This is a genomic window from Streptomyces capitiformicae (assembly GCF_002214185.1).
GTDB lineage: Bacteria > Actinomycetota > Actinomycetes > Streptomycetales > Streptomycetaceae > Streptomyces > Streptomyces capitiformicae.
In genome coordinates this window covers 1377444-1401566 of record NZ_CP022161.1, presented here as the reverse complement: position 1 = coordinate 1401566, position 24123 = coordinate 1377444, and the positions used below count along the sequence as shown (strand labels likewise).

Annotated in this window: 17 protein-coding genes and 1 pseudogene; 3 read left to right on the top strand and 15 right to left on the bottom strand. The window is 69.0% G+C overall.

Translation table 11 applies throughout. From position 1 onward, the window contains the following. Positions 1-21: 21 nt before the first annotated feature. From mmuM to CES90_RS06250, 4 genes are all read right to left on the bottom strand, one after another. A complete protein-coding gene (gene mmuM, locus CES90_RS06265; RefSeq protein WP_189780357.1) occupies positions 22-993 on the bottom strand; it encodes a homocysteine S-methyltransferase in 972 nt (323 codons plus the stop codon). Positions 994-1166: 173 nt separating this feature from the next. Continuing rightward, positions 1167-2105: a sigma-70 family RNA polymerase sigma factor gene (locus CES90_RS06260; RefSeq protein WP_189780356.1), complete on the bottom strand. Its 939-nt coding sequence runs from the start codon at positions 2103-2105 to the stop codon at positions 1167-1169. A gap of 10 nt (positions 2106-2115) precedes the next feature. Next, positions 2116-3312, bottom strand: a complete 1197-nt coding sequence (locus CES90_RS06255; protein WP_189780355.1) for an NAD(P)/FAD-dependent oxidoreductase — start codon at positions 3310-3312, stop codon at positions 2116-2118. Positions 3313-3498: 186 nt separating this feature from the next. Next, entirely contained in the window at positions 3499-5613 is a 2115-nt protein-coding gene (locus CES90_RS06250; protein WP_189780354.1) for an autotransporter, read from the bottom strand. 238 nt (positions 5614-5851) lie between these two features. On the opposite strand from CES90_RS06250, the gene CES90_RS06245 reads away from it, so the two are divergent. Together CES90_RS06245 and CES90_RS06240 are read left to right on the top strand one after the other, a co-directional pair. Continuing rightward, entirely contained in the window at positions 5852-6937 is a 1086-nt protein-coding gene (locus tag CES90_RS06245; RefSeq protein ID WP_189780353.1) for a glycoside hydrolase family 43 protein, read from the top strand. 1 nt (position 6938) lies between these two features. After that, positions 6939-8351, top strand: coding sequence for an RICIN domain-containing protein (locus tag CES90_RS06240; RefSeq protein ID WP_189780352.1), 1413 nt, complete (start codon positions 6939-6941; stop codon positions 8349-8351). An 85-nt stretch (positions 8352-8436) separates the two neighbouring features. Here CES90_RS06240 and CES90_RS06235 read toward each other — a convergent pair whose 3' ends face one another. The 11 genes and pseudogenes from CES90_RS06235 to CES90_RS06185 form a co-directional block, all read right to left on the bottom strand. Next, on the bottom strand, positions 8437-8985 hold the full coding sequence (locus CES90_RS06235) for a DUF1062 domain-containing protein (RefSeq protein WP_189780351.1): 549 nt from the start codon (positions 8983-8985) through the stop codon (positions 8437-8439). 199 nt (positions 8986-9184) lie between these two features. Continuing rightward, positions 9185-9630, bottom strand: a pseudogene (locus tag CES90_RS06230) (GNAT family N-acetyltransferase). A 51-nt stretch (positions 9631-9681) separates the two neighbouring features. Continuing rightward, entirely contained in the window at positions 9682-10056 is a 375-nt protein-coding gene (locus CES90_RS06225; RefSeq protein WP_189780350.1) for a VOC family protein, read from the bottom strand. Positions 10057-10068: 12 nt separating this feature from the next. Next, positions 10069-10839 (bottom strand): class I SAM-dependent methyltransferase, encoded by a 771-nt coding sequence (locus CES90_RS06220; RefSeq protein ID WP_189780349.1) that lies wholly within the window; start codon positions 10837-10839, stop codon positions 10069-10071. A 528-nt stretch (positions 10840-11367) separates the two neighbouring features. After that, the gene (locus tag CES90_RS06215; protein ID WP_189780348.1) at positions 11368-11652 is read right to left on the bottom strand and encodes a hypothetical protein; all 285 of its coding nucleotides are present in this window, start codon (positions 11650-11652) and stop codon (positions 11368-11370) included. 122 nt (positions 11653-11774) lie between these two features. After that, positions 11775-13274, bottom strand: a complete 1500-nt coding sequence (arfA, locus tag CES90_RS06210) for an arabinosylfuranosidase ArfA (RefSeq protein ID WP_189780347.1) — start codon at positions 13272-13274, stop codon at positions 11775-11777. Between the two features lie 47 nt (positions 13275-13321). After that, the gene (locus tag CES90_RS06205; protein WP_189780346.1) at positions 13322-14200 is read right to left on the bottom strand and encodes a carbohydrate ABC transporter permease; all 879 of its coding nucleotides are present in this window, start codon (positions 14198-14200) and stop codon (positions 13322-13324) included. Further along, complete coding sequence (locus CES90_RS06200) at positions 14197-15177, bottom strand: carbohydrate ABC transporter permease (protein ID WP_189780345.1); 981 nt, start codon at positions 15175-15177, stop codon at positions 14197-14199. Before CES90_RS06200 ends, CES90_RS06205 begins: the two co-directional genes overlap by 4 nt. 97 nt (positions 15178-15274) lie before the next feature. Further along, the gene (locus CES90_RS06195; protein ID WP_189780344.1) at positions 15275-16585 is read right to left on the bottom strand and encodes an ABC transporter substrate-binding protein; all 1311 of its coding nucleotides are present in this window, start codon (positions 16583-16585) and stop codon (positions 15275-15277) included. A 66-nt stretch (positions 16586-16651) separates the two neighbouring features. After that, positions 16652-19618: a glycoside hydrolase family 2 TIM barrel-domain containing protein gene (locus tag CES90_RS06190; RefSeq protein WP_189780343.1), complete on the bottom strand. Its 2967-nt coding sequence runs from the start codon at positions 19616-19618 to the stop codon at positions 16652-16654. A 108-nt stretch (positions 19619-19726) separates the two neighbouring features. Continuing rightward, a complete protein-coding gene (locus CES90_RS06185) occupies positions 19727-20725 on the bottom strand; it encodes a LacI family DNA-binding transcriptional regulator (protein WP_229913563.1) in 999 nt (332 codons plus the stop codon). 449 nt (positions 20726-21174) lie between these two features. Between CES90_RS06185 and CES90_RS06180 the strand changes: the two genes are divergently transcribed. Further along, the gene (locus CES90_RS06180; protein ID WP_189780341.1) at positions 21175-23982 is read left to right on the top strand and encodes a DNRLRE domain-containing protein; all 2808 of its coding nucleotides are present in this window, start codon (positions 21175-21177) and stop codon (positions 23980-23982) included. Positions 23983-24123 lie beyond the last annotated feature (141 nt).

The following is a 24123-nucleotide window of genomic DNA, read 5'->3' as shown; positions in this document are numbered from 1 at the left end:
CCTCGACTCCCGTCCGACCTGTCAGTTCAACGTCGTCGCGATCGCCGAGATCGCCTCCGGCCCCACCCGACAGCACCCGCCGATCAGCCGGGCGCCGGCTGCCCGCCACCCCTCCACCTGCTCGGTGGTGAAGGTGGAACGCCCGGTCCAGGCTCGGGCCGTCGCGTCCCAGGCCTCCCCGCTGTTCGGGTAGACGACGACCGGCTTGCCGGTGACGCGGGCGGCCGTAACGACCGCGTGGTCCACGTCCTCGGGGGAGCAGCAGTTCACCCCGACGGCGATGACCTCCTCCGCATCGGCCGCGAGGGCGAAGGCATCCTCCAGCGGCTGCCCGGCGCGCGTGCGGTCGCCGGCCACGGTGTACGACAGCCACACCGGCACCCCGAGCCCGCGCACCGCACGCAGCAGCGCTTCGGCCTCGTCGGTGTCCGGGATCGTCTCCAGGGCCAGGGCGTCCGGCCCGACGGCGGCCAGTACCTCAAGACGGGGGCGGTGGAAGGCCTCCAACTCGGCCACGCTCAGCCCGTACCGACCCCGGTACTCGGAGCCGTCCGCGAGCATCGCGCCGTACGGCCCGACCGAGGCTGCCACGTACAGGGGCCGCGTGACGCCCTTCGCCCACGCCTGCTCGGTCGCGTCCAGGGCCAGCTCGACGCTGAGGGCGAGCAGTTCGGCCGCCTTGTCGCGCTTGATGCCACGCTTCGCGAAGCCCTCGAAGGTGGCCTGGTAGCTGGAGGTGATGGCCACGTCCGCGCCCGCCAGGTAGTAGGCGAGATGCGCTTCGGTGATCGCCTCCGGCTGCTCCGCCAGCAGCCGCGCCGACCACAGTTCGTCGCTCAGATCGTGCCCGGCGGATTCGAGTTGGTTGGACATGCCGCCGTCGAGGACCAGGGCGTGTTGCGTCGCGACAAGCCCCGGCGTCCCGGCGGCGAGGGCGTCGGCGAGGAGGGCGTCGGCGAGGAGGGGAGCGGAGAGGCGGGCATCGCTGGTCATGACATGACGCTAGTCGACGGCACCCCTGGACAGCCGAGCGTGTCCACTGTGTGTACAGATTGCCCAGTATGTGGGATGCAGGGTTACGATCACGTGCCCCCTCCCCGCCGCATCTCCCCGGGAACCGCCATGACCGCCCCCAGCACACCCGAACTGGACTCCGGTGGCTCTGGTCACCATGCGTCGATGACCGGCGCGTCGGGCTCGTGCTGCCGCCAGGCCTCGTTGAGGCGCGCGAGCCGGTCCGCGGCGGCGATGCCGCGCAGGGACGCGACCTTGCCGTCGCCGACTTCGAACGCCACGGCGCCCACGACCCGGCCCTCGACCACGGCGAGGACGGCCGGGGAGCCGTTGACCATCGCGATGTGGAACACGGGGGAGCCACCGGCCAGTCGCCGCTTCGCCGGCGTGGGCTTGAAGCCGGCCCGCACGTAGGAGGCGACGCGCTCGCGCGTCGTGTACCGCAGCAGCCGCCTGGCCAGTCCGGCGCCGTCCGAGACCGCCGTCACGTCGTCGGTGAGCAGTGCCACCAGCCGCTCGGTGCGCCCCGACACGGCGGCGGCGAGGAACTCCTCGACGACCCGGCGCGCGGACGCGGGGTCCACCTCGTCGCCGCCGCGGCGCTCGGCGGTGACCCGGCGTCGGGCCCGGTGGACATGCTGCTGGCTCGCGGACTCGGTGATGTCGAGGATCCCGGCGATCTCGGCGTGGGGGTACGAGAAGGCCTCGCGCAGGACGTAAGCGGCCCGCTCGACCGGTGAGAGGCGCTCCATGAGGGTCAGTACGGCCAGGGACACCGATTCGCGCTGCTCGAAGGTGTCGGCCGGGCCGAGCATCGGGTCGCCCTCGAGGAGCGGCTCGGGCAGCCAGGCACCGGCCGCGCGCTCGTGGCGCGCCTGTGCCGAGCGGAGCCGGTCGAGGCAGAGATTGGTGACGACCTTGGTCAGCCACGCCTCCGGCACCTCGATACGTTCCCGGTCCGCGGCCTGCCAGCGCAGGAACGTGTCCTGCACGGCGTCCTCGGCGTCGGCGGCCGAGCCGAGCAGACGGTACGCGAGGGAGGCCAGCCGGCCCCGGCTGGCCTCGAACCGATCGATGGCTGCGCTGTCCATGCGGAACAGCCTAGGCGGCGATCTTCACACCGGCCTGGTCGGACGCGGTGGCCAGGCGGCGCCTGCGCTTCGGCATGCCGAAGGTCGGGTGGGCGATGCCCCACCCGGCCCCCTTGAGCACGCCCGACTTGAGCCGCGCGGCGGTCCGGCCGCCCAGGTACCAGGACTTCGACCGGACGTCCCCGTCCACCATCTGGAAGATCGCGTCCCGCCGCCCGAGGCTGATGTGGTTGCCGTAGTACCTCAGCCCGGTGGTCGGGACCTCGCGGCCCGTCAGGCGCGCGATGATCGCGGCGGTCGCCTGCATGTTGGTGAGGCCGGCCGAGGCGCAGGACATCGGCAGCGGCCTGCCGTTCTCGCCGATCGCGTAGGCGCAGTCACCGGCGGCGTAGACGTCCGGGTGCGAGACCGAGCGCATGGTGCGGTCGACGACGATCTGGCCGGTCTCGGCGACCTCCAGGCCGCAGGCGGCCGCGATGGGGTGCACGGCGAACCCGGCCGACCACACGGTCACGTCGGCCGGGATGGACGGCCCGGCGACACCGCCGGCGATCGCCCGCGTCGGCTCGACGGCTTCGATTCGGGTGTGCTCGTGGACGGTGATGCCGAGCCGGTCGAAGGCCTGGCGCAGGTGGCGGCGGGCCTTCGGGGAGAGCCAGGCACCCAGCTCGCCGCGGGCGGCGAGTGCGACCGAGAGGTCGGGCCGCGACTCGGCGAACTCGGTGGCGGTCTCGATGCCGGTCAGCCCCTCACCGACGACAAGGACGGTGCCGCCCTTACCCAGCCTCGCCAGGCGCTCGCGCAGTCGCAGCGCCGAGGACCGGCCGGTCACATCGAAGGCGTACTCGGCCACGCCGGGGACGCCGTGGTGGGCGACGGAGCTGCCGAGCGCGTAGAGAAGCGTGTCGTACGCGAGCTCGCCGTCGCCGTCCTCGCCGGTCACGGCGACGGTCCTGCGCTCGGGGTCGACGCCGGTGACGCGCGCCAGGCGCAGCCGTACCCCGGTGCCCGCGAACACGTCGGCGAGCTTGCGTACCGCGAGGTCCTGGCCGATCGCGACCTGGTGGAGCCGCATCCGTTCGACGAAGTCGGGCACGGCGTTGACGACGGTGATCTCGATGTCGGCGGGCGAAAGCCGGCGGGCCAGGTTTCCGGCGGCGAAGGCCCCGGCGTATCCGGCGCCGAGGACGACGATGCGGTGCTTCATGGCGTTGCTCCTGTCTCGTTCGCGTGCCCCTTGAACGAGACGGCGCCCCGATTGCTGACAGGAGCCAGGTGTGACGCGGGTCACCGACGGGAGAAAACGACCTCTCACGCACAAGAAGAGGGCGGGCGACCGCTGACCCCCGTACAGCGATCGCCCGCCCGTATCCACCATGTGATACGCCAGGTATCAGCCGGTGGCCGCGTGCCGCCCGCCCCGGCGCCGGTTGTTCCTGTGGCGCCTGGCCACCGGGACGGCGAGGCCGGACAGCATGCCGAGGGCCACGGCGTACGGCCACCAGCCGAGGCCGCTGTCGGACGAGGCGCCGGCGTTCTGGGTGTTGGTGTTCTGGGCGGCGGAGTCGGAGGTGGAGGCGGCGGACTTGGCGGACAGGGAGGAGGCTGCCTTCGCCGCCGTGAGCACGACGTCGTTGCCGTCGCCGCCCTTGTAGGTGATCTTGTACGAGGTGCCGGCGATCTCGAGTGCGGCGCCCTCGCGCAGGCCGCTGAACGTGCCGGTGGTCTTCGCCTTCCCCGTGTGATTGAGGACGGTGACCTTCCGGGCGGGCGCGGTGGCCTTGCTCAGCGCCGAGTGGTCCAGTTTCCCGGCCAGCGCGACCGCGCCGACCACCTTCAACGGCTTGGCGCCCAGCACCAGTCGGCCCTGCTTGGCCTGGGTGTAGCCGCCGGTCACCGTGAGGCCGCCGGTGACCTGGCCCGCGTTGGTCACCGAGCCCTTCACCGTGCCCTTGCCGGACAGCGACTTGGTCACCTTCAGCCCGGCCGTGCCCACGTCGAGCTTGGCCCCGGCCGTGGTGAGCCGGATCGCCTTGCTGCGCGCCAGAGTCGCCCCGCCCCGGAGGGCGAGCGTGCCCTTGGTGACGGTCGTGGTCCCGGTGTACGTCACCGCGCCGCCGGTCAGGGTCGTCGTCGCGGCGCCGGACTGGGTGAGCGAGCCGCTGCCGCCGACCTTCGACAGGGACACGGGCTTCGACACGTTCCGGATCACCAGGGACCCGTTGTTGACCACCTTGTACAGGTCGCCCTTGGTGTACAGCCCGCCGTCCCCACCGGACTTGCCGCTGCCCAGCCGCAGCACGGCGCCCTTCTCGACGGTCGTCGAGCCGTTGTAGTACTGCACGGCGGCGAAGGTGACGTCGTTGCCCTTCGTCCCCTTGATGACGATGTCCCCCGCGCCGGGCCTGGAGAGGGTGTCGTGGAACACCCCGCCGCCGATGGGGGCGCCCAGCGTCACCGGCCCGTTGTAGTTGAACGTGAGCAGTGAACGGAACCGGGCGGCGAGGAGGTTGATGTACACCGTCTCGGCTGTGCCCGGCATGAAGATCTTGTTCGTCGTGCCGTCGCCCCACTGGACGTTGGCACCCTTGATGTTGGTGCCCCGCTTGTTGATGTTCTTCCGCGCGGGCGTCCAGTTCAGGGCGGGATCGCTGAGCGAGGGGTTGGTGTCGCCGCCCTGGTTCGACCAGCTGTACTGGCCGGTGAGGATCACCTTGCTGCCGGGCCGGGACTGGACGTTGACGTCGCTGCCGTACTCGCGCTGGTAGAAGTCCGCGCTCATGGTGACGGTCTGGCCCAGCGGCGTGTCCACGGTCCAGGTGCCCTGGTTGAGGATCTTCCGCACACCCGGCAGCGAGGTCGCGAACTCCGGCGCGCCGCCGTTCACCTGGGTGCCGTTGTCGATCACACCGGTGAAGGGGTGGGTGCCCGACAGATCCCAGGTGGCCCAGAGGAACCTCGGCTGGGTGACGAGACCGGAGCCGCTGATGGTGCCCAGGTTGTACTGGACGGCCTTCAGCGCGAGCCGCAGGGTGCCGTCGACCCGGATGTTGTTCTGGTTGAGCCGGAACGCCGGGGTGTTGTACGGGTAGTGGGCGATCGCACCGGTCGAACCGCTGTCGCCGTACTGGAGGGTCGCGCCCTTCTCGACGGTCACGGCCGGCGGGTCCGGGTTGGTCACGGTGACGTACGGGTGGTTGCCGCCGAGTGTCTTCACCACCTGCCGCTGCCGGGACTTCGGCAGGGTGAAGTCGCTGTCCTTGGTGAGGACGAGCGTCCCGCTGCCGCGCACGGTGAGTGTGCCGGTGCCGCTGAAGACACCGTTGTACTTCGTCGTCCCGGCGGGCACGGTCACCACCGTGTCGCCATTGAGGGTGACGTTCCGGCCGGCCAGTACGTCGGCGGTCACATCGCGGGGGGCGGCGGACGCGGTGGGGGCGCCGAGCATGAGGGCGGTGACCGCCAGCACTCCGGCGGCGGCCGCTGTCTTGTGGGTTTGACTGTGCACGTCGCAGGAGACGGTCCGGGACTCACCCGGATAACAGAAATTTCGCGACCGCCCGGGTTCCACGTGTCAGTTGCCATGTGTCAGTTGGTTCCTGTGAGCCTGTGATCGTCGCGTACGCCCCGTTGACCTCGGCGTAACACACCCTTACCTTTTCGGCGTTCGACATGAACGATCTTGTGCGAAATCTCGAACGATTCTGTTTCTTTCTGTGCCCCACCACCCTTGAGAGGCAGACCGTATGAGCCGCGACAACCTCCTGCCCGAACCCCCCAGCCGCAGGCTGCTCCTGAAGGGCGCCATAGCCGCGGGCGCCCTCACCGCGCTGCCGACGGCCGCCCACGCGGCGAGCTCGCCCGCCGGTCCGGGCGCGGCCGCCCCGTACGTCAACCCGCTGGTCCGTAACCGTGCCGACCCGCACATCCACCGCCACCGCGACGGCTTCTACTACTTCACGGCCACCGCGCCGGAGTACGACCGGATCATCCTGCGCAGATCCCGCACCCTGCGCGGGCTGTCGACCGCGTCCGAGTCGGTCATCTGGCGCAAGCACGCCACCGGCGTCATGGGTGCGCACATCTGGGCGCCGGAGATCCACCACATCGACGGCAAGTGGTACATCTACTTCGCCTCCGCGCCGGCCGAGGACATCTGGGCGATCCGGATCTGGGTCCTGGAGAACTCCCACCCCAACCCGTTCAAGGGCACATGGGTCGAGCGCGGCCAGCTGAAGACCGCCTGGGAGACGTTCTCCCTCGACGCCACCACCTTCACCCACCGCGGCACCCGCTATCTCTCCTGGGCGCAGCACGAGCCCGGCATGAACAACAACACCGCGATCTGGCTGTCGAAGATGGCCGACCCGCTCACCCTGACGGGCCCTCAGGTGCGGCTCTCCACCCCGGAGTTGGACTGGGAGGTCATCGGCTTCAAGGTCAACGAGGGTCCGTCGGTCATCAAGCGCAACGGGCGGCTCTTCATGTCGTACTCGGCGAGTGCGACCGACTCCAACTACTGCATGGGCCTGCTGACGGTCGACGCGGACGCCGATCTGATGAACCCCGCGAACTGGTCGAAGTCGCCGACACCGGTCTTCACCAGCAACGACACCACCAAGCAGTACGGGCCTGGCCACAACACCTTCACGGTCGCCGAGGACGGCTGCACCGACGTCCTCGTCTACCACGCCCGCCAGTACAAGGACATCGTCGGAGACCCGCTCAACGACCCCAACCGCCACACCCGCATCCAGCGCCTCGGCTGGAAGCCCGACGGCACGCCCGACTTCGGCATCCCCGTGGCCGACACACCCGTGAAGGAGAGCTGACATGAGACGCGCCTACGCGATCCTGCTCGCCCTCTGTCTGGCCCTGGTCGGCACGCTCGCGACCGCCGGTCCCGCCCAGGCGGCGCCGCAGACCGTCCCCAACGGCACCCAGTTCACGGACACTTCGGGAGGCGCCCTGCACGCTCATGGCGGCGGGGTCATCAAGGTCGGCTCGTACTACTACTGGTTCGGCGAGAACCGGAACTCCGACAACACCTTCCGGTACGTCTCCGCGTACCGTTCCACGGACCTGAAGAACTGGGAGTTCCGCAACCACGTCCTGACCGAGGCCACCGACCCCGAGCTCGCGACCGCCAACATCGAGCGGCCGAAGGTCATGTACAACGCGTCCACCGGCAAGTTCGTGATGTGGATGCACAAGGAGAACGGCACCGACTACAGCGAGGCGCGTGCCGCCGTCGCCGTCTCCGACACCGTCGACGGGAACTACACCTGGCAGGGCAGCTTCCGTCCGCTCGGCACCCACATGTCCCGTGACATCACCGTCTTCGTGGACACCGACGGCACCGGCTACATGATCTCGGCCGCGCGCGAGAACTACGACCTGCACATCTACCGGCTGACCTCCGACTACACCGGCATCGCCGCCCTCGTCGCCGACCCCTGGCACGGCGGCCACCGCGAGGCCCCGGCCCTGTTCAAGCGGGGCGGCGTCTACTTCATGCTGACCTCGGGCGCGACGGGCTGGTACCCCAACCAGCAGCAGTACGCCACCGCCACCAGCATCGCCGGCCCCTGGACGGCCATGACCAACGTCGGCGACGCGACCACCTTCGGCTCGCAGACCGCGTACGTCCTCCCCGTGCAGGGCACGTCGACCACGTCGTACCTCTACATGGGCGACCGCTGGGGCAACTCCTTCGGCGGCACGGTCAACGACTCCCGCTACGTCTGGCTGCCCCTGACGTTCCCGACCTCCACCACGATGTCCATGTCCTGGTCCCCGGAGATCACCGTCGACACCGCCACCGGCACGATCAGCGGCACCAGCGCCACGTACAACACGCTGATCGCCCGCCACTCCGCCAAGTGCGCCGATGTCACGGATCAGTCGCAGAGCGCGGGCGCCCAGATCAAGCAGTACACCTGCAACGGCGGCAACAACCAGAAGTACTGGTTCAAGTCCGTCGGCAGCGGCTACTACCAACTGATGACCCGTCACAGTTCCCTGTGCGTCCAGGAGAACGCGAGCACGGTCACGCAGCAGAACTGCAACGCGTCGTCCACCGCCCAGCAGTGGTCGCTCACCACGACGGGCGGCCACGTCACCATCAAGTCCCGCGCGACCGGCGAGTGCCTGGACGTGAACGGCGCGTCCACCGCCGACTCGGCCGCCGTCATCACGTACACGTGCAACGGCGGTACGAACCAGCAGTGGACGCACGGCACTTGACCTCGGACGAGTAGGTCGGTCACCGCCAGGAGTCAGGGCCTGTCCAGCGGATCCTGCCGGACAGGCCCCTGGTCCCGAGGAGGGATCAGCGCTTGAGCGTGAAGGTGAAGTCGCCGGAGAGCTTGCCGCTCAGCCGGACTGCCGACACGACCTTCCCCTCCGTGATCAGTCTCTCGACCTCGGCCCGTGACAGACCGCAACCTTCAGCGATCAGCCGCACCGGCCGGACAGGGATCCGCGCCGCAAAGCGGACCGATACATCGATCACCTCGCGGTCCAGGTGATCCGATCCGCCGGTGTCGAGGCGCCAGGCGCCCGCCCAGTCGAGGGCGATGCGATTACGGCGCAACACGACCGGATCCTGGAGCAGCTCAGCTGCCAGCCCAGGGTCGTTGTCATGCATCCGGTCCAGCAGCTCGGGCCGTACGGAGCGCACGTTCATCCGCTCCAGGACCGTGAGCTTTGCCGTGTCCCCGCAAGCGGTACAGAGCACGAGGAGCCAGGCGTCGAGGAGCTTGTGGTTTGCGTTGACACGAAATTTACCGTTTGGCCGGAAACGCTCGGACGCGCACGCGTGGCAACGGCGGAGAACGGTCGGCAGGCAGGTGGGCATGACCACCCAGCTGTTGAGCACAGAAGTACACCGGTTTCAGTGAGAAGTCCGCAGCAAAAAGGAGCGCGGCGCACATGCGCGACGCGCGACAGATCAGCTCTCGGGAGGTCTCACAGGGTGTACAACGGCACGTCCTTGCCTGGATGACTTGGTTCGGCAGCACGGTAACGGCGCACAGCGGCGCCGTTCCACTGGTTTTCGAGCACCGACCCGACACGGCCTAGCCCTTCGAGTCAGGCTTCCAATCCCGGGCGAGGAGCCCGAGCAGCACCTCGTCCAGGAACTCGCCCATCACCCGTGCGCGCCGCGCACGACGAAACCGTAGTGGCACAGCACCGCGACCACGTCGGTGCCGAAGCCCTTGCCGCGCGAGGACGGCAGCAGCCCCAGCCCGATGTGCGCGGACCGGTGGTGATTGTCGATGCCCCACAGCGTCGCGGTGCCGACCAGTGTGCCGCCGTCCATCTCCACCACGGAGAACGGGACGTGCCCCTGCTCCTTGTCGTCCACGACGAGCCGCGGGTCCTTCGAGCCGGGCGTGATCGGCCGCCACGGCCCGCCTTCGGCCCGCGAGGCGTTGACCACGTCGTCGTAGAGCTCGGCCCGCAGGACCGGGATGTCGTCCTCGTGCCGGGTCCTGAGCCCGACCTTGTCGCCCTTCAGCATGCAGGCTTCTTGTACGACCGCGCCGGCCTGCGGCAAACGGGCCCGATGGCCTCAGTGGAGGCAGAAGCAGAACGGATGACCGGCCGGGTCCGCGTAGATGCGCCAGTTGACCCCCGGGCGGAGCTGGTCCGACCGCTCCAGAACGGTCGCACCGAGGGCGAGCGCCCGCTTTTCCTCTCCGTCGAGATCGTCCACGTCGAAGTCCAGGTGTAGCTGCTGCGGGCGTTCCTGGCCGGGCCATTCGGGCGGTCGGTAGCCGTCCACCCGCTGGCAGGCCAGCGGTATGCCCTCGAACCCGTGCACCTCGACCCAGTCGGCATCCTCGGAGTCCGCGACGACCCGGCCGCCGAGCAGCTCAGCGTAGAACTCGGCGAGCCTTACCGGATCAGCGCAGTCCAGCGCGACCATCTGCAGCTTGCGAATCAATTGTGACGCCTCTCAGGCCGGGCCCGCCGCCGATGGGGGTACCTCGACGACGAAGAACAGGAAGCAGGGTTTGGTCGAAAGGTCCAGGAAACCGTCGGGGAACAGTTCACGGGCGGCCGGGTCGGGCTGCGGCTCGCTGATGACGGAAAGGCGGAAGCCGGCGGTGGTGAAGGCATCGGTCATCGCGTGCAACGGCTTGCGCCAGAACCTCATCGGGACGGACTGCCCGTTGATCGTCCAGTCGAAGGTATAGCTGGTGGTCGCGGAGTAGTCGGGCCGGGGATCCTGGAACGTGTAGGCCACGAAAGGGTGATCCACCGACGCGATCAGCCGGCCACCGGGCCTGAGCACGCGCCGCAACTCGGCCAGTGTCGGCCCCCAGTCCTCCAGGTAGTGCAGGACCAGCGACGCGACCACGTCGTCGAACGCGCCGTCGTCGAACGGCAGAGGGTCGCTCAGGTCGACCATGTGCAGGGCCACGTCGTCACCGAGCCGCCGCCTGGCCAGCGCCAGCATCCCGGCGCTGGCGTCGATGCCGGTGACGATGGCGCCGCGGTCGCGCAGTGCGGCGGACAGGGGGCCCGAGCCGCAGCCGGCGTCCAGGATCCGACGGCCGGTCACGTCTCCGGCGAGGGCCAACATCGCGGGCCGCGCGTAGTACGCGTTCACGAGGTTGTTCTCGGTGTCCGCCGCGTACGCCTCGGCGAAACTGTCGTAGTCGTTCACCTGGTCCTGATCCCGGGACCGGGCGAAGCTCGCGGGCACGTCGGTTGCGCGTTCCATTCGTCGCAGCCTAGTAGCCACATGATCCGCCGGAGGAGCCGTTCCGCAATGAGGTAGGAGGTCTGAGTGAACCGTGGGCAGCTCTCCGTGTTCGTCTCCGCTGCGGCTGAGGGCCGGTTCGGCGGTCTTGAGTAAGAGGCCGCGCGGATAGGCGGGAGGCGGATAGGCGGGAGCATGGGGAGGCAACAACTGGTTACGACGGCGTCGGCTCGGCCGGGCGTGACGGGGGACAAGGGCTGGGCATAGTGCGGGGGTGGCTGGTAGATCTGCGGCGGAGTGACGTCAAGGGATCATTTGCCAAGGGATCACTTGCTGTCGACTCCGGCAGCATCGGCTACATGTCTGGTGCTTCGTGCGCGGCTTGTGCCGCGGTGACGAGGACGCTCCGCCAGGGCGTGTTGCGAAAGTCCCGTCGTCCGCCCGGAGGGCGGGCCGAGCGGCGTCATGGGGGTCCCCCCGCTCGAGTGAAGCCGAGAGTGGGGGAGCGTGCCAGGCGTCGGGCGGGAGGCGGGACTTTCGCAACACGCCCTAGCGGCGGGGCGTTCGTTTTACTTTTGTTGAACGTTCTGTCGCTCCGTGGTTGAACCGGAGCGGCACGTTCGTGCCGCTCGGAACTTCTTCTGGGCAACGGAGCACTCGTGGCCCCTCGTCCAGGTCCGCGGCCGTGACCTGGACGAAGCGGGTGATACCGCGACCGGTCAGCCACTGGGTGAAGCCCTTGAGGTAACGGCAGTATGTGACCACGGTGAGGATCGCCGGCCGCGGCATGCCGGGCAGGAAGCCGGTGCCGTCGGCGTCCTTGTCGTTGATCATCAGCCAGACCAGGACCTTTATGCCCGCCGCGCTCCGGCGTCGACGCTCCGGTGTTCGGCAGCTGCGGGGGACTTTCCGCCGAACCCGATGCGTCGACGCCCGCCGTCAGGTGGTCGCGGTACTCAGCCCAGTGCGATTGCGGTCCACGACACCGGCGGCAGTTCGATGGTGAGCACGCCGTCGGCGAGTTTCGCGGTCGTGTTCGCCGCCGGGGTCACGCGGTTCTGCTCCGTGAGTGTGTTCTTCGCGTACACGTCGGGGTCGGCGAGCGTGACCGCCTCGGTGACCTGCGACGAGCCGAGGCCGCGGACGTCGATCGTGACCTGCGCCGCCTCCGCCAGGTCGCGGTTGACCAGGAAGACCGCGGCCCGGTCCTCGTCCACGGTGGCGACGGCGTCGATCACGGATGCCTCGCCGTGGCGCGCCGTCTCGTACACCGGCGCCTCGATCACGGGCCGGATCACCGCACCAGAGGCGAGCCGGCTGGTGATCGAGAACGGGTAGAAGGTCGTCTGCCGCCAGGCCGGGCCGCCGGGCTCGGTCATGATCGGCGCGATCACGTTGACCAGTTGCGCGAGCGAGGCCGAGGTGACGCGGTCGCTGTGCTTGAGCAGCGTCATCAGCAGGTTGCCGACGACGACGGCGTCCGCCACCGAGTAGACGTCCTCCAGCTGCCGGGGGGCGTGCCGCCACTCGTCGTTGACCTCGTCGGACTCCGCGTGCTCCTTTTGGTACCAGACGTTCCACTCGTCGAACGAGATGTTGATCTTCTTCTTGGAGCGTTTCTTGTACCCCACGTGGTCGGCGGTCGCGACGACGGTGTCGATGAAGTAGTCCATGTCGGTCGCCGAGGCGAGGAAGGAGCCGAGGTCGCCGTCGTGCTCCTGGTAGTAGGCGTGGCAGGAGACGTAGTCGACGTGGTCGTAGGTGTGCTCGAGCACCGTGCGCTCCCAGTCGCCGAAGGTCGGCATCCCGGAGTTGGAGGAGCCGCAGACCACGAGTTCGAGGTCCTTGTCGGCCATCTTCATCGCGCCGGCGGTACGGGCGGCGAGCTTGCCGTAGTCGTCGGCCGCAAGGAAGCCGGTCTGCCAGGGGCCGTCCATCTCGTTGCCGAGGCACCACATGCGTACGTCGTGCGGGTCCGGCGTGCCGTTGGCGACACGCAGATCCGACAGCGCCGTACCGGAGGGGTGGTTGGCGTACTCGAGCAGGTCCAGGGCGGGCTGGATGCCCCGCGTGCCGAGGTTCACCGCGAGCATCAGCTCGGAGTCGGTGAGCTTGAGCCAGCGGGCGAACTCGTCCAGGCCGACCTGGTTCGACTCCAGCGAGTGCCAGGCGAGGTCGCGGCGCACCGGGCGCTTGTCTCGGGGGCCGACCGAGTCCTCCCAGCGGAAGCCGGAGACGAAGTTGCCGCCCGGGTAGCGGATGGTCGTGCTGCCGAGCTCCCTGACGAGTGCGACGACGTCCATACGGAACCCTTCGTCGTTCGCGCTCGGGTGTTCCGGCTCGTAGAGCCCGGTGTACACGCAGCGGCCGAGGTGTTCGACGAACGAGCCGAAGGTGCGGCGCCGGACAGGAGCGATGACGGCCTGCTTGTCGAGCTTGATGTGGGCCCGGGGCAATTCAGTGGTCCTTTGCAGTTCAGGACGGGAGTGGGGCAGCGAACGCGTTACTTGACGGCGCCTGCGGTCAGGCCCTTGCGCCAGTACCGCTGGAGGCTGATGAAGGCGACGAGCAGGGGGATCAGCGACAGGAACGCACCGGTGATCGGCAGCAACGGCGGCACTCCGCTGGCGAACTGCGCGCGCCACTGCACGAGGCCCACCGTGACGGGCTGCAGTGAGGGGGTGTTGAGCATGAGCGAGGGCAGCAGGTAGTTGTTCCAGATGCCGACGAACTGGAACAGGAAGACGGTCACCAGTGCCGGGGACATCAGCGGCAGGGCGATCCGGAAGAAGGTGCGCTGTTCGCCTGCTCCGTCGAGCCGTGCGGCCTCGAGGAGTTCGTCCGGGACGGACGCCGCGGCGAAGATCCGGCACAGGTAGACGCCGAACGGGCTGACACAGCTGGGCAGCAGCACCGACCAGTAGGAGTTGGTGATGTCGAGCTTGGCCATGAGCAGGAACAACGGCAGGGCGAACATCGGCGCCGGGATGAGAACCGAGGCGAGGACGACGTTGAACACGCTTTCCCGGCCGCGGAAGCTGAACTTGGACAGCGCGTAGCCGGCCATCGCGGACAGCAGGGTGCCGACGGTGGCGCCGACGAAACTGTACAGCGCGCTGTTGGCGAGCCAGGTGGAGAAGATGCCGCCCTCGAAGCTGAACACGTCCTCGATGTTGGTGACCAGGTCGAAGTGGGAGAACCACAGCGGCGTACCGGTATAGAGGTAGCCCGAGCCCTTGGTCGCGGAGACGAACAGCCACCACAGCGGGATCAGCGTGTACAGGGCCATCAGGCCCAGCATGCCGTTGACGACGACCTTGCTCGCGATGTCGGTGCCGCGGCGGGCCGGTCGGGTCGGGCGGTCGGCCGAGATCACGCTCATGCCATCGCTCCCTTGCGCTGGTTGTACTTGAGAAAGCCGAACGAGAGCACGAGGGTGATCAGCGCGAGCACGACGGACTGGGCGGCGGCCAGGTTCTGGCCGCCCACGTCCATGCCCAGGGTCGCGTTCATGATCGGGGAGAACTTCGGGTCGATGCCCGGGATGCGCGCGCTGACCAGCACCGCCGGCTCGGTGTACAGCTGTGCCGTACCGATGATGGAGAAGATCGTGGTCAGCACCAGCGCGGGACGTACCAGCGGGATCTTCACCGCCCACGCCAGGCGCCATCCGGTGCAGCCGTCGAGCGCGGCGGCCTCCGACACCTCCGCCGGGATCGTCTGCAGCGCGGAGTAGATGATCAGCATGTTGTAGCCGGTCCAGCCCCACGTGATCATGTTCCCGATCGAGAACGGGACCCACGACGGCGACAGGAAGTCGACGTCGATCCCGAGGTGGGACAGCGGTCCGGTGAACGGCGAGAGGTCTTTCGCCAGGAGGAAGGACCACATCAACGCGGCGATCGCACCCGGCAGCGCGTAGGGCAGGAAGAACGTGAGCCGGTAGGTCTTCCGCAGCCGGGCCGAGCGGGAGTCCAGCAGGAGCGCGAGCAGGAGGGCCAGGCCGAGCATGACCGGGACCTGGACGCAGCCCAGCAGCACGACCCGGACGATCGACGCGGTGAAGTCGTGGTCGCCGAAGGCGGCGGCGTAGTTGGACAGTCCCGCGAACTCCGTGGACTGCGCACCGCCGAACAGCCCGGCGCGGCGGACGGTGAAGAAGCTCTGGTAGATCGCGTAACAGATCGGCGCGACCATCATGGTCAGGAAGAGCACCGCGAACGGCGCCAGGAAAGCCGACGCGGTCAACGCGGTACGGCGGCCGGTGCGCCGAGGCCGGCCGGAGGCGGAGCCCCGGGGGGTGCCCGCGGGCACCGGCCGCGGCGGTGACGCGGCCCGGGTGCTGCTGGGACTGCTCATGGAAACCTCGCTGGGCGGTTCGTCGTCAGGGAGCGGGTCCCCGCGGCGCCGGTACGGGCGTCGCGGGGACCCTTCGGGCGGTTGGAGTCCCGCTGACTCAGCCGTTGGTCACGGACAGTCCGAGCTTCTTGATCGCGGCGACCGTCGAGGCCTGGACCTTGGTGACCGCGTCCGGCAGGGTGCCCTTGCCCATGGCGCCGGTGAGGTCCGTCTGGACCTGCTGATAGGTCGGGCCGTTGGTCCAGGTGCTGGGCACCTGCGCGGCGGAGGCCTTGTACAGGTCGCCGACCTTCTGGCCGCCGAAGTACGGGTCACCTGCCGCCAGCGCCGGGTCGTCCTGTCCGGCCTTCGACGCCGGGTACAGCCCGCTTTCGATGCCCGTCTTCACGGCCTGCGGGTCGCTGGACAGGAACGTGGCGAACTGCGCGGCTTCGCGGGGCGACTTGCACCCGGTCATCACCGAGGTGGCCGAGCCGCCGTTGCTGGAGCTCTTGCCGTCGCCGGCCTCCCAGGTCGGCATCGGGGCGACCCTCCACTTGCCGGACAGGTCCTTCAGGTCCGACTTGATGCCGCCGGCGGCCCAGGACGCGTTGACGAACGTCAGCACCTTGCCGGCTGTGGCGGCCTTGTTGAACTTCGGGTCCCAGGCGTTGCCGGACTTCTGCACCAGACCCTTGTCCTGCAGGTCCTGCCAGAATTCGGCGACCTTGCGGGTGCCGGGGTTGTCGATGCTGACGGTCCAGCTGTCTCCCTGGACCGAGTACCAGGACTGGCCGGTCTGCAGGGTGTAGGCCGCCAGATCGTTGCCCTCGCTGGGCGCGTTGCCGAACTTCACGCTCGGATCGGCGGCGGCGACCTTCTTGGCGTCGGCCTTGTACTCGGCCCAGGTGGCCGGCGGCTTGGTGATGCCGTACTTGGCGAACAGGTCCTTGCGGTAGAAGAGGACCATCGGGCCGACGTCCACCGGGACTCCGTAGATCTTGCCGCCGACGCTGGAGGCCGAGACGGCCGACGGGGCGTACTTGGCCATGTCGGCGCTCGCGTACTTCGTGATGTCCATGACCGTGTTCTTCACGAGCATCGACGGGATGGCCTGGTACTCGATCTGGGCCAGACAAGGGCCCTCGCCGGCGGTGATCGCGTTGCTGATCTGGGTGTAGCCGCCCGTGCCGCCCGACGGGATCTTCTTGTAGGTGACCTTGGCGTTCGGGTGGGAGGCGTTCCACTGGTCGACGATCTTCTCGTAGCCGGCCCAGCCCCAGAACTCCATCTTCACCGGCCCGGCCTGGCTCTTCTCGGAGTTGTCGGAGGTGCTCTTGGTGCTGCTGCACGCGCCGAGGCCGGCCACGAGGAGCGCCGCGGTGGTGATCGTCAAAAGTCTGCGGGTGCGTATGGTGGTGCTGTTCATGTGAGGAACCTTCTGTGACAGGGGCGGACTTGCTGGATGGCCGGGGGGCGGGCGGGCAAGGCCCGTCTACCGGCTGGTGCCGAACTCCACGCCGAACGCGGTGGTGACCGCGGCCAGGACGTCCGGTGCCGACGGGCCGGGGCCGCAGGCTGTGCTGCCGAGGCCGTGGTGGGCGTGGTCAAGGTGCAGATGGAGTCTGCCGTCGCGGACCAGGTCGTGCTGGTGGGCCGCGGCGGCCAGGGCTTCGGTGCTCCAGGGGCGCACGGTCAGGTCGATGACCGGGTCGCCGGTGATGAGCAGGGTGCCGCCCGGGGTGGTGATCCTGGCGTGGCGGACTTGGTGGCGGTTGCCGTTCTCCTGCGGGCGGATCTGAGGGATCTGCATCGCCGAGACGGTCGACAGGTGGCGGCCGACGCGGGCCGCGGCGCGGGAGTCGCGGTACGCCTCACCAGGACCGGGACCGAACCACTCGACTTCGGCGTCGGTTCCGGGCAGCGACATCGCGACCCCCAGTCGGGGCAGCGGCACCGACCATGGGCCGTCGGGGGTGACGACGGCTTCCAGCCGGAGCCGGGCCTGGCCCGCGTTCGGTGTGTCGCAGGCCGTCCAGCGGTAGACCACGCCGAGCCCGGAGGAGGACCCGGCGGCGGCCAGCCGGGCGGTGACCGTGAGTCCCGACGCGTCGGGCTCGACACCCAGGACGTCGTGGCGCATCCGGTGCAGTCCGGCGGCGAGCCAAGCGCCGATCTGCGGCTCGCCGAAGGCGCTGAGCAGGTCGTTGTCGATCGGGGCCCGCCAGACGTCCAGTCTCGGACCATCGAGCTCCAGATCGCCGAGCCGTATCAGCACCCCGCTGCGGGCGTCGAACCGCGCGGGACCCAGTGCGATGTACCCGTCGTGGGCGATCGCCGGCGCCGGCGTGAAGGGGACGGGCGAGGCGGCCGGAGCCACGACCAGCCCCTGGGCCCAGGCGATCTCGTGGCCGGCCCCGGCCCAGGTCTCGCCGGCGGCGAGCACCGCGGTCACGGTCAGCCACACCTCGTGGCCGGAGTCGTTCTTGCGGGCCGCGTCGAGTGCGGCGGTAACGTCGGCGGGCCATACGATCGTCGTCGTCGTACCCGGAGCGGTCGCGGGCACGGTCAGGCCGCCGGAGCCCACCGGCTCGCCGCCGTCCTCGACGGTCCACTGGAAGTCCAGGTAGCCGCTGTCGCGGGCGTGGTGCAGGTTGTGCACGCCGATCTGCCGAGTCGCCGGGTCGATGTGGATCCGGACCGGTTCGATGACCTTCTTGTACTCGACCAGGCCCGGCGACGGCGTGCGGTCGGGGAAGAGCAGCCCGTCGGCGACGAAATTGCCGTCGTGGACCTCCTCGCCGAAGTCGCCGCCGTAGGCGTAGAACGAGTGGGGGTCCTCCTGCCCGGTGAGCCGGGCGATCCCGTGGTCGATCCACTCCCAGATGAACCCACCGGCCAGGCGCGGATGTGCCTCGATGACCTGCTGGTACTCGGACAGCCCGCCGGGGCCGGTGCCCATGGCGTGTCCGTACTCGCACAGCACGGCCGGCAGGGCGCGGCGATGTGCGTCGTCGGCCGGATCAGCCGTCGGTGCCTCCTGGCCGCGTCCCACGGTGGCCAGCTCGTCCACCCCGATGTACATGCGGGAGTACAGGTCGACGTACGCGCAGCTCGCGAAGTCGCCCTCGTAGTGGATCAGGCGGCTGTCGTCGCGCTGCCGGATCCACGCGGCCGCGGCGGCCAGGTTGGCTCCGGTGCCGGACTCGTTCCCGAGCGACCAGACGATGACCGAGGGGTGGTTCTTGTCGCGTTCCACCAGCCGCGCGGCCCGGTCCAGGTAGGCCTCGCGCCACGCGGGGTCGTCGCTGGGGTTGCGCTGCCAGCCGCCGGGTTCGAAGCCGTGCGTCTCGAGGTCGCCCTCGCAGAACACCCACAGGCCGTGCTCGTCGCACAGGTCCAGGAAACGGTGGTCGGGTGGGTAGTGGGCGGTGCGCACCGCGTTGATGTTGTGCTGCTTCATGAGCAGCACGTCGGTCAGCATGGTGTCCTCGGTCAGGGTCCGCCCCGTCAGCGGGTGCCACTCGTGGCGGTTGACGCCCCGCAGGGAGATCGGTCTGCCGTTCACGGTCAGGACGCCGTCCACGACGGCCACGGTGCGGAAGCCGATGCGCAGCGGTATCCGTTCCCCGGCTTCGGAGACCAGTTCCCCCGTGTACAGGCGCGGCTGCTCGTCCGACCAGGGCTCTACGCCGTCGATCACGTGCGGGCCGGCCGGATCGGCGCCGGATATGCCGAGCTCGGGCACCGAAAGGGACACCCGGGCAGGGGCGGTGACGTCGACGGCCAGGGTGCCCTGCCCCGTCGTGTGGTCGTAGGCGGTGCGGACGAAGAAGTCCTCGACACCGCGGGCGGCCACGGACACCGACCGGAAGATCCCGGAAAGCCACCACATGTCCTGGTCTTCCAGGTAGCTGCCGGACGACCACTGGTGCACGCGGACCGCGAGTACGTTCCGGCCGGGCCGCAGAGCGGCGGAGACGTCGAACTCGGTGGTCAGCCGGCTGCCCTTGCCGTCGCCGAGCCGGATCCCGTTGAGCCACACCGCGAACGCGGAGTCGACGCCCTCGAACCGGAGCACCGCGGCCGAGGCCGGGAACCCGTCCGGAACGTCGAACTCGCGGCGGTACTCGCCGGTCGGGTTCTGGCGGGGCACCCGCGGCGGGTCGACCGGGAACGGGTACAGGATGTTGGTGTAGGCAGGGGTACCGTAGCGCGGCTCGCCGGGCAGGCCGGTCATCTGCCAGCAGGACGGCACGGCGAGCAGGTCCCAGGCGGTGTCGTCGAAGTCCGGCGCGGCGAAGTCCCCGGTGAGGTCGTCCAGCCCTGACGCCAGCCGGAATCTCCAGTCGCCGTCGAGCGCGATCGTGGGCAGGTCGGAAGCGAACGCGGCGCGCGGCCGCAGCCGTCCGGTGCCCGGCGACCGGTCTTCGACGTAGGCGTTGGGGTCGAGGTCTCTCATCAGTGGAGGTGCTTTCTGTCGCAACTCGTAGCGGTGGCGGGAAGCCGGTCCGGCAGGACCGTTCCGGCCACTCACGGGGGTGACGTGCAGGTCGAGCAGTGCCCGGTGCTATCCGGTCGCCCGGGGCGGGGCGCTGCTGTCCCGGATGGTCAGGGTCGGGCGCAGCAGCGTTAAAACGTTGGTCGGCGGCCGGCCGGAGTCGACGGCGCGCAGCAGCAACTCGACGGCCTGCTGGGCCATCTCCCGCTTCGGGACGGTGACCGTGGTCAGCGCTGGTTGGACCCGACCGACCTGGGCGATGTCGTCGAAGCCGACGACGCTGACGTCGCTGGGGACCCGCCGCCCGGACCGGACCACCGCCTCGACGGCACCGAGGGCCAGGATGTCGTGGGTGGCGAAGATCGCCGTCAGTTCCGGATCCGCCTCCAGTGCCGCACAGCCCGCGTCGAAGCCGCCGGCGGCGTCGTCCCTGGTGCAGGGGAACACCTTGCGGTCGTCGATGGCCAGCCCGTGGTCGGCGAACGCCCGGCGCAACCCGACCACGCGCGGCTCGTGCGCGGGGAGATCGGCGATCACCGCGACGTTCCGGTGGCCGAGATCCCTCAGGTAGCGCCCGGCCAGGAACCCGGCGTGCTCGTAGTCGATGGACACCACCGGCAGCATGGTCGGCGGGTCCCCCTCCCAGGCGAACAGCGCGACCGGGAAAGCGGCCTCGACGAGCATCGGGATCTGCTGTGCGACGCCGTTGTCGCAGGCGACCAGCAGTGCGTCCACCGAGCGCGCGGCGAGGTTCTCCAGGTGGGCCCGGGTGTAGTCGGGATCGTCGCGCGTCGTGGCGAGCAGCAGGTTGTATCCGTGGCCGACCAGGAGGTTCTCCACCTCCTCGACCACCTCCGAATAGAACGGGTTGGCCACCGACGGCACGAACAGCCCCACCGTCGACGTGCTGCCGGTGCGCAGCGAGCGCGCCACCAGGTTCGGCTTGTAGCCGAGGTCGGCGATCGCCTTGTTCACCTTCGCCAGGGTCTCCGGCCGTACCTTCTTGCCCGAAACCACGTTGGAGACGGTCTGCTTGGTGACTCCCGCTCTCGCGGCCACATCCGCCATTGTCACCACGTAGGCCCCCCGAAACTTTTATCGATCCACGAAAGTGGCGTCAGCGTAGGGCGACTGTCGCAGGAGGGCAAGACTTTGCCCCGTGGCCGTGATTCAGCCGTTACGGAGCACGGCGAGGGCGTCATGAGTAGGTCATAACTGTTTCCGCGACTTGAAGTGCGCGGAGCATTGACGGTTCCGGAAATGCGGCAGTAACGTCCCCGCCACGTCGATCTCATGGATCGGTCAATGTGGTGGGTGCCCCCCTGGCCCACCGCGCGCAACAACACTCGATGTCACCTCGCGCTCCCGCCCTAGGTACGTCGGGCTGGTCCTCTCGGCCGCGACGGCCCCCAACGGCTGCGGTCCGGCCGCGGCATCGCGAATGCTCCGCGCCGTCTCCAGCAGGCGGCGAGCGCCTGAACAGACCTGGAGAGGTCTCGTCCTGAGGAGAGACAGACATGATCAGACCGGCCGGCGGCGACGCCGACCCGAACCGCGCCCCGGCGCGGCGCAGTTCGCGCGTGAGACGCATCATCGCGGGCGCTGCCGGCGCCACCATCGCGGTGGCGAGCCTCATGCTCACCGGCGCCGTCCCCGCACAAGCCGCCACCACCGTCCACACGTACGCGCCGACGGGTGTGGGAGGCGGTACGACGACGTCCCCGGACCAGGCGTCCACCAAGTACCAGGTGCAAGTCGCCGGCACGCCCGTCCAGGCTGTGCGGTACACCGCGAACCGCAACAACTTCGACGTCGCGCGCTTCGCGTCGGACTCCCGGACACCGACGATCACGGTCACGCTGCCCAGCACCACGATTGACACGGTGAACGTCTACCCGGCGCGCTACTACCCGCCCGGCAGCGTCTCGGTGAGCGCGGACAAGCACACCCTGACGTTCCAGATGTCAGCCGACGCCGGGTTGAACCAAGCGATCGTGATGGTCAACGGCGACTCGACCAGCGTGACGGGACAGCCCTACCTGGCGGTCATCAACGACCCTCTGGAAGACCCGGCGCGGCGTCCGAACACCACGAGCGCACCGGACGGTTCCGGCGTCAACCTGCAGACCGGTGTCCTCAACTTCCAGGAGTTCGCCGCGAAGTACCTCGCGGCGAACCCGAACAGCACGGCTCAGAAGGCTCCCGCCGCGACGACGAGCTCCATGGCCGGCAAGACCGTCAACGGCACCGCCATCCCCGCCGGTCAGAAGACCTCGCCCGGGACCCTGGTGAGCGCGAGCACCGTCAACGTGCGGTACCCGAATGTGCGGACGATGGCCGCCAACGACGTCACGTACGCCCTGAAGGCCGCCATCGACACCATCAAGGCCAACCCCACGGCGCTCAACACGCTCTACTTCCCGAACGGTACGTACATATCGTCCGGTCTCCTGGTCAACGGTGTGGATGGCAGCAAGCTCAAGGGCGGCAAGCTGAGGATCTACACCGACGAAGGTGCCCTGGTGAAGAACCGCATCCAGGGGTACATGGAGGCGTTCGAGCCGGCGGTCGCAATCGTCAACTCGAACAACATCGAGATCGACGGCCGCGGCATGTTCGACGGCAACGGCGTGGCGAACTACAACGCCCGCAGCGTCGGTGACTCGCACGACGCCTACCGCAGCCAGCACCAGGGCGGCGTCATGGTCATGCACTCGTCGGACATCACGTTCAACGACACCTACCTGCGTGACTCGAAGCAGTGGAACTGGGAGACCCACACCGCCAAGAGGGTGACGTTCAACAACATCAAGGGCCTCACCCCGTACCCCCAGCCGTGGATCGACGGGATCGACTTCGCGAGCGGCCAGGACATCACCGCCAACGGCGTCTTCACCCTCGGCAACGACGACGCGTTCGCCTCCGGCCACTACAACCCCAGCGACGGATTCACCCCGATGGCCGACGGCGTGTGGGGCAACTTCCAGCTCGGCACCTCCACCCCCGACATCCAGGGCTATGCCAACGCGGTGGGCGCCCACGACGCCGTCGCCGACGAGCTCGGGTTCGACAACTACCACTGGGACAACGCGGAGTCGAAGAACATCTCGGTCAGCAACACGCTGAGCTGGTCCTCCGGCGCGGGCAACTCGATCCGCATCGGATGGAGTTCGTGGGGATACAAGCTCAACAACTACACGTTCGACAACTTCAACTCCATCTCGCAGGGGGCCGGCGGCATCTTCACGCAGAACAGCCCCAAGCCGTACCCGCGCATCTCGAGCATCGTGATCAAGAACAGCTCGTTCGACACCTCCCGGTACTCGTCGGGACCGATCAGGCTCAACGGCGGCAACGGATCCATCCAGACCATCACCGCCGCGGACCAGGAGAGGTACGGGTTCGCCCCCAACCCTGACGGGTCGGGCGCCACGTACACGTACACCAAGACCCCGATCAGCACCTTCAAGCTCGACAACGTCTGGTTCTCGCAGCAGAAGGCGAACAGCAGCCCGTTGAACGGTGCCACGAACGTGACGCTGAACAACCTGCGCGTCGCCGGTGAGCTCGTCAGATACTCCAGCCAGTTCCCGCTGGCGCCGAGCGGGATCTCCACGCTGACCAGCACCTACACGGACGCGAACGGCCAGACCCAGAACGTCAAGGCCGGCGCCCTCACCAACGGCGACACCTGGGTGGGTGCGTGGTGGGGCGACCAGACCAAGAACTCCTCCTCGGACCTGACCCTCATCACCCGCAACACCGGGGTCGGCCTGATGGGCGAGCAGTACACCACGGGATCCGGAGACGGAAAGCTCTCCTACATCCAGTTCCCCCTCAACGGCCTCACCAAGGCACCGAGCCAGGCGACACTCCATCTCACCTACGTCGGCCACCGCTATTCGTCGGTCCCGTCGACTGACACCGACCAGTTGCTCGTGCAACCCGTCAGCAACACCACCTGCACCGGCGGCAGCACGTCCTGCCCGATCAACACCATGACCTGGCAGAACCGGCCGAGCTTCACCGCCACGAGCTCCTCCGTGGCGAAGTCGGCCACCTTCACCCTCGGTTCGACCATCGTCCCCGAGGGCGGCGGGACCCACCAGGGCAACGCCATCGACGGCCGCGACATCACCGTCGACATCACCTCCTTCGTCCAGCAGGCCTACGCGGCCAATCAGTCCACGCTCCTGCTCGCCGTCGGCAACGCGGGGGGCACCAACCACGAGCTGCGCTTCGTCAGCTCCGAAGGCGCCACCGGCTCCGGGAAGCTCACCAACGGGACCGCCGAAATGGCGCCCGCGGTGACCGTGACCCCGTAGACACTCGAGGCCGGCCCGTCCCCCGTGGGACGGGCCGGCCTCAGCCGTCCGGTTCTGCCGTCGACGGTCAGTGGCTGGCCGACATCGGCCTCTGACCACAGCACTGCCGGCTCCAGCTGCGGTCCTCGCCCTCGGCGAAGC

Coding starts and splice junctions, on each gene's coding strand:
- mmuM (WP_189780357.1), bottom strand. CDS start 993: ATGACCAGCGATGCCCGCCTCTCCGCTCCCCTCCTCGCCGACGCCCTC.
- CES90_RS06260 (WP_189780356.1), bottom strand. CDS start 2,105: ATGGACAGCGCAGCCATCGATCGGTTCGAGGCCAGCCGGGGCCGGCTG.
- CES90_RS06255 (WP_189780355.1), bottom strand. CDS start 3,312: ATGAAGCACCGCATCGTCGTCCTCGGCGCCGGATACGCCGGGGCCTTC.
- CES90_RS06245 (WP_189780353.1), top strand. CDS start 5,852: ATGAGCCGCGACAACCTCCTGCCCGAACCCCCCAGCCGCAGGCTGCTC.
- CES90_RS06240 (WP_189780352.1), top strand. CDS start 6,939: ATGAGACGCGCCTACGCGATCCTGCTCGCCCTCTGTCTGGCCCTGGTC.
- CES90_RS06220 (WP_189780349.1), bottom strand. CDS start 10,839: ATGGAACGCGCAACCGACGTGCCCGCGAGCTTCGCCCGGTCCCGGGAT.
- CES90_RS06215 (WP_189780348.1), bottom strand. CDS start 11,652: ATGATCAACGACAAGGACGCCGACGGCACCGGCTTCCTGCCCGGCATG.
- CES90_RS06205 (WP_189780346.1), bottom strand. CDS start 14,200: ATGAGCGTGATCTCGGCCGACCGCCCGACCCGACCGGCCCGCCGCGGC.
- CES90_RS06200 (WP_189780345.1), bottom strand. CDS start 15,177: ATGAGCAGTCCCAGCAGCACCCGGGCCGCGTCACCGCCGCGGCCGGTG.
- CES90_RS06195 (WP_189780344.1), bottom strand. CDS start 16,585: ATGAACAGCACCACCATACGCACCCGCAGACTTTTGACGATCACCACC.
- CES90_RS06190 (WP_189780343.1), bottom strand. CDS start 19,618: ATGAGAGACCTCGACCCCAACGCCTACGTCGAAGACCGGTCGCCGGGC.
- CES90_RS06185 (WP_229913563.1), bottom strand. CDS start 20,725: ATGGCGGATGTGGCCGCGAGAGCGGGAGTCACCAAGCAGACCGTCTCC.
- CES90_RS06180 (WP_189780341.1), top strand. CDS start 21,175: ATGATCAGACCGGCCGGCGGCGACGCCGACCCGAACCGCGCCCCGGCG.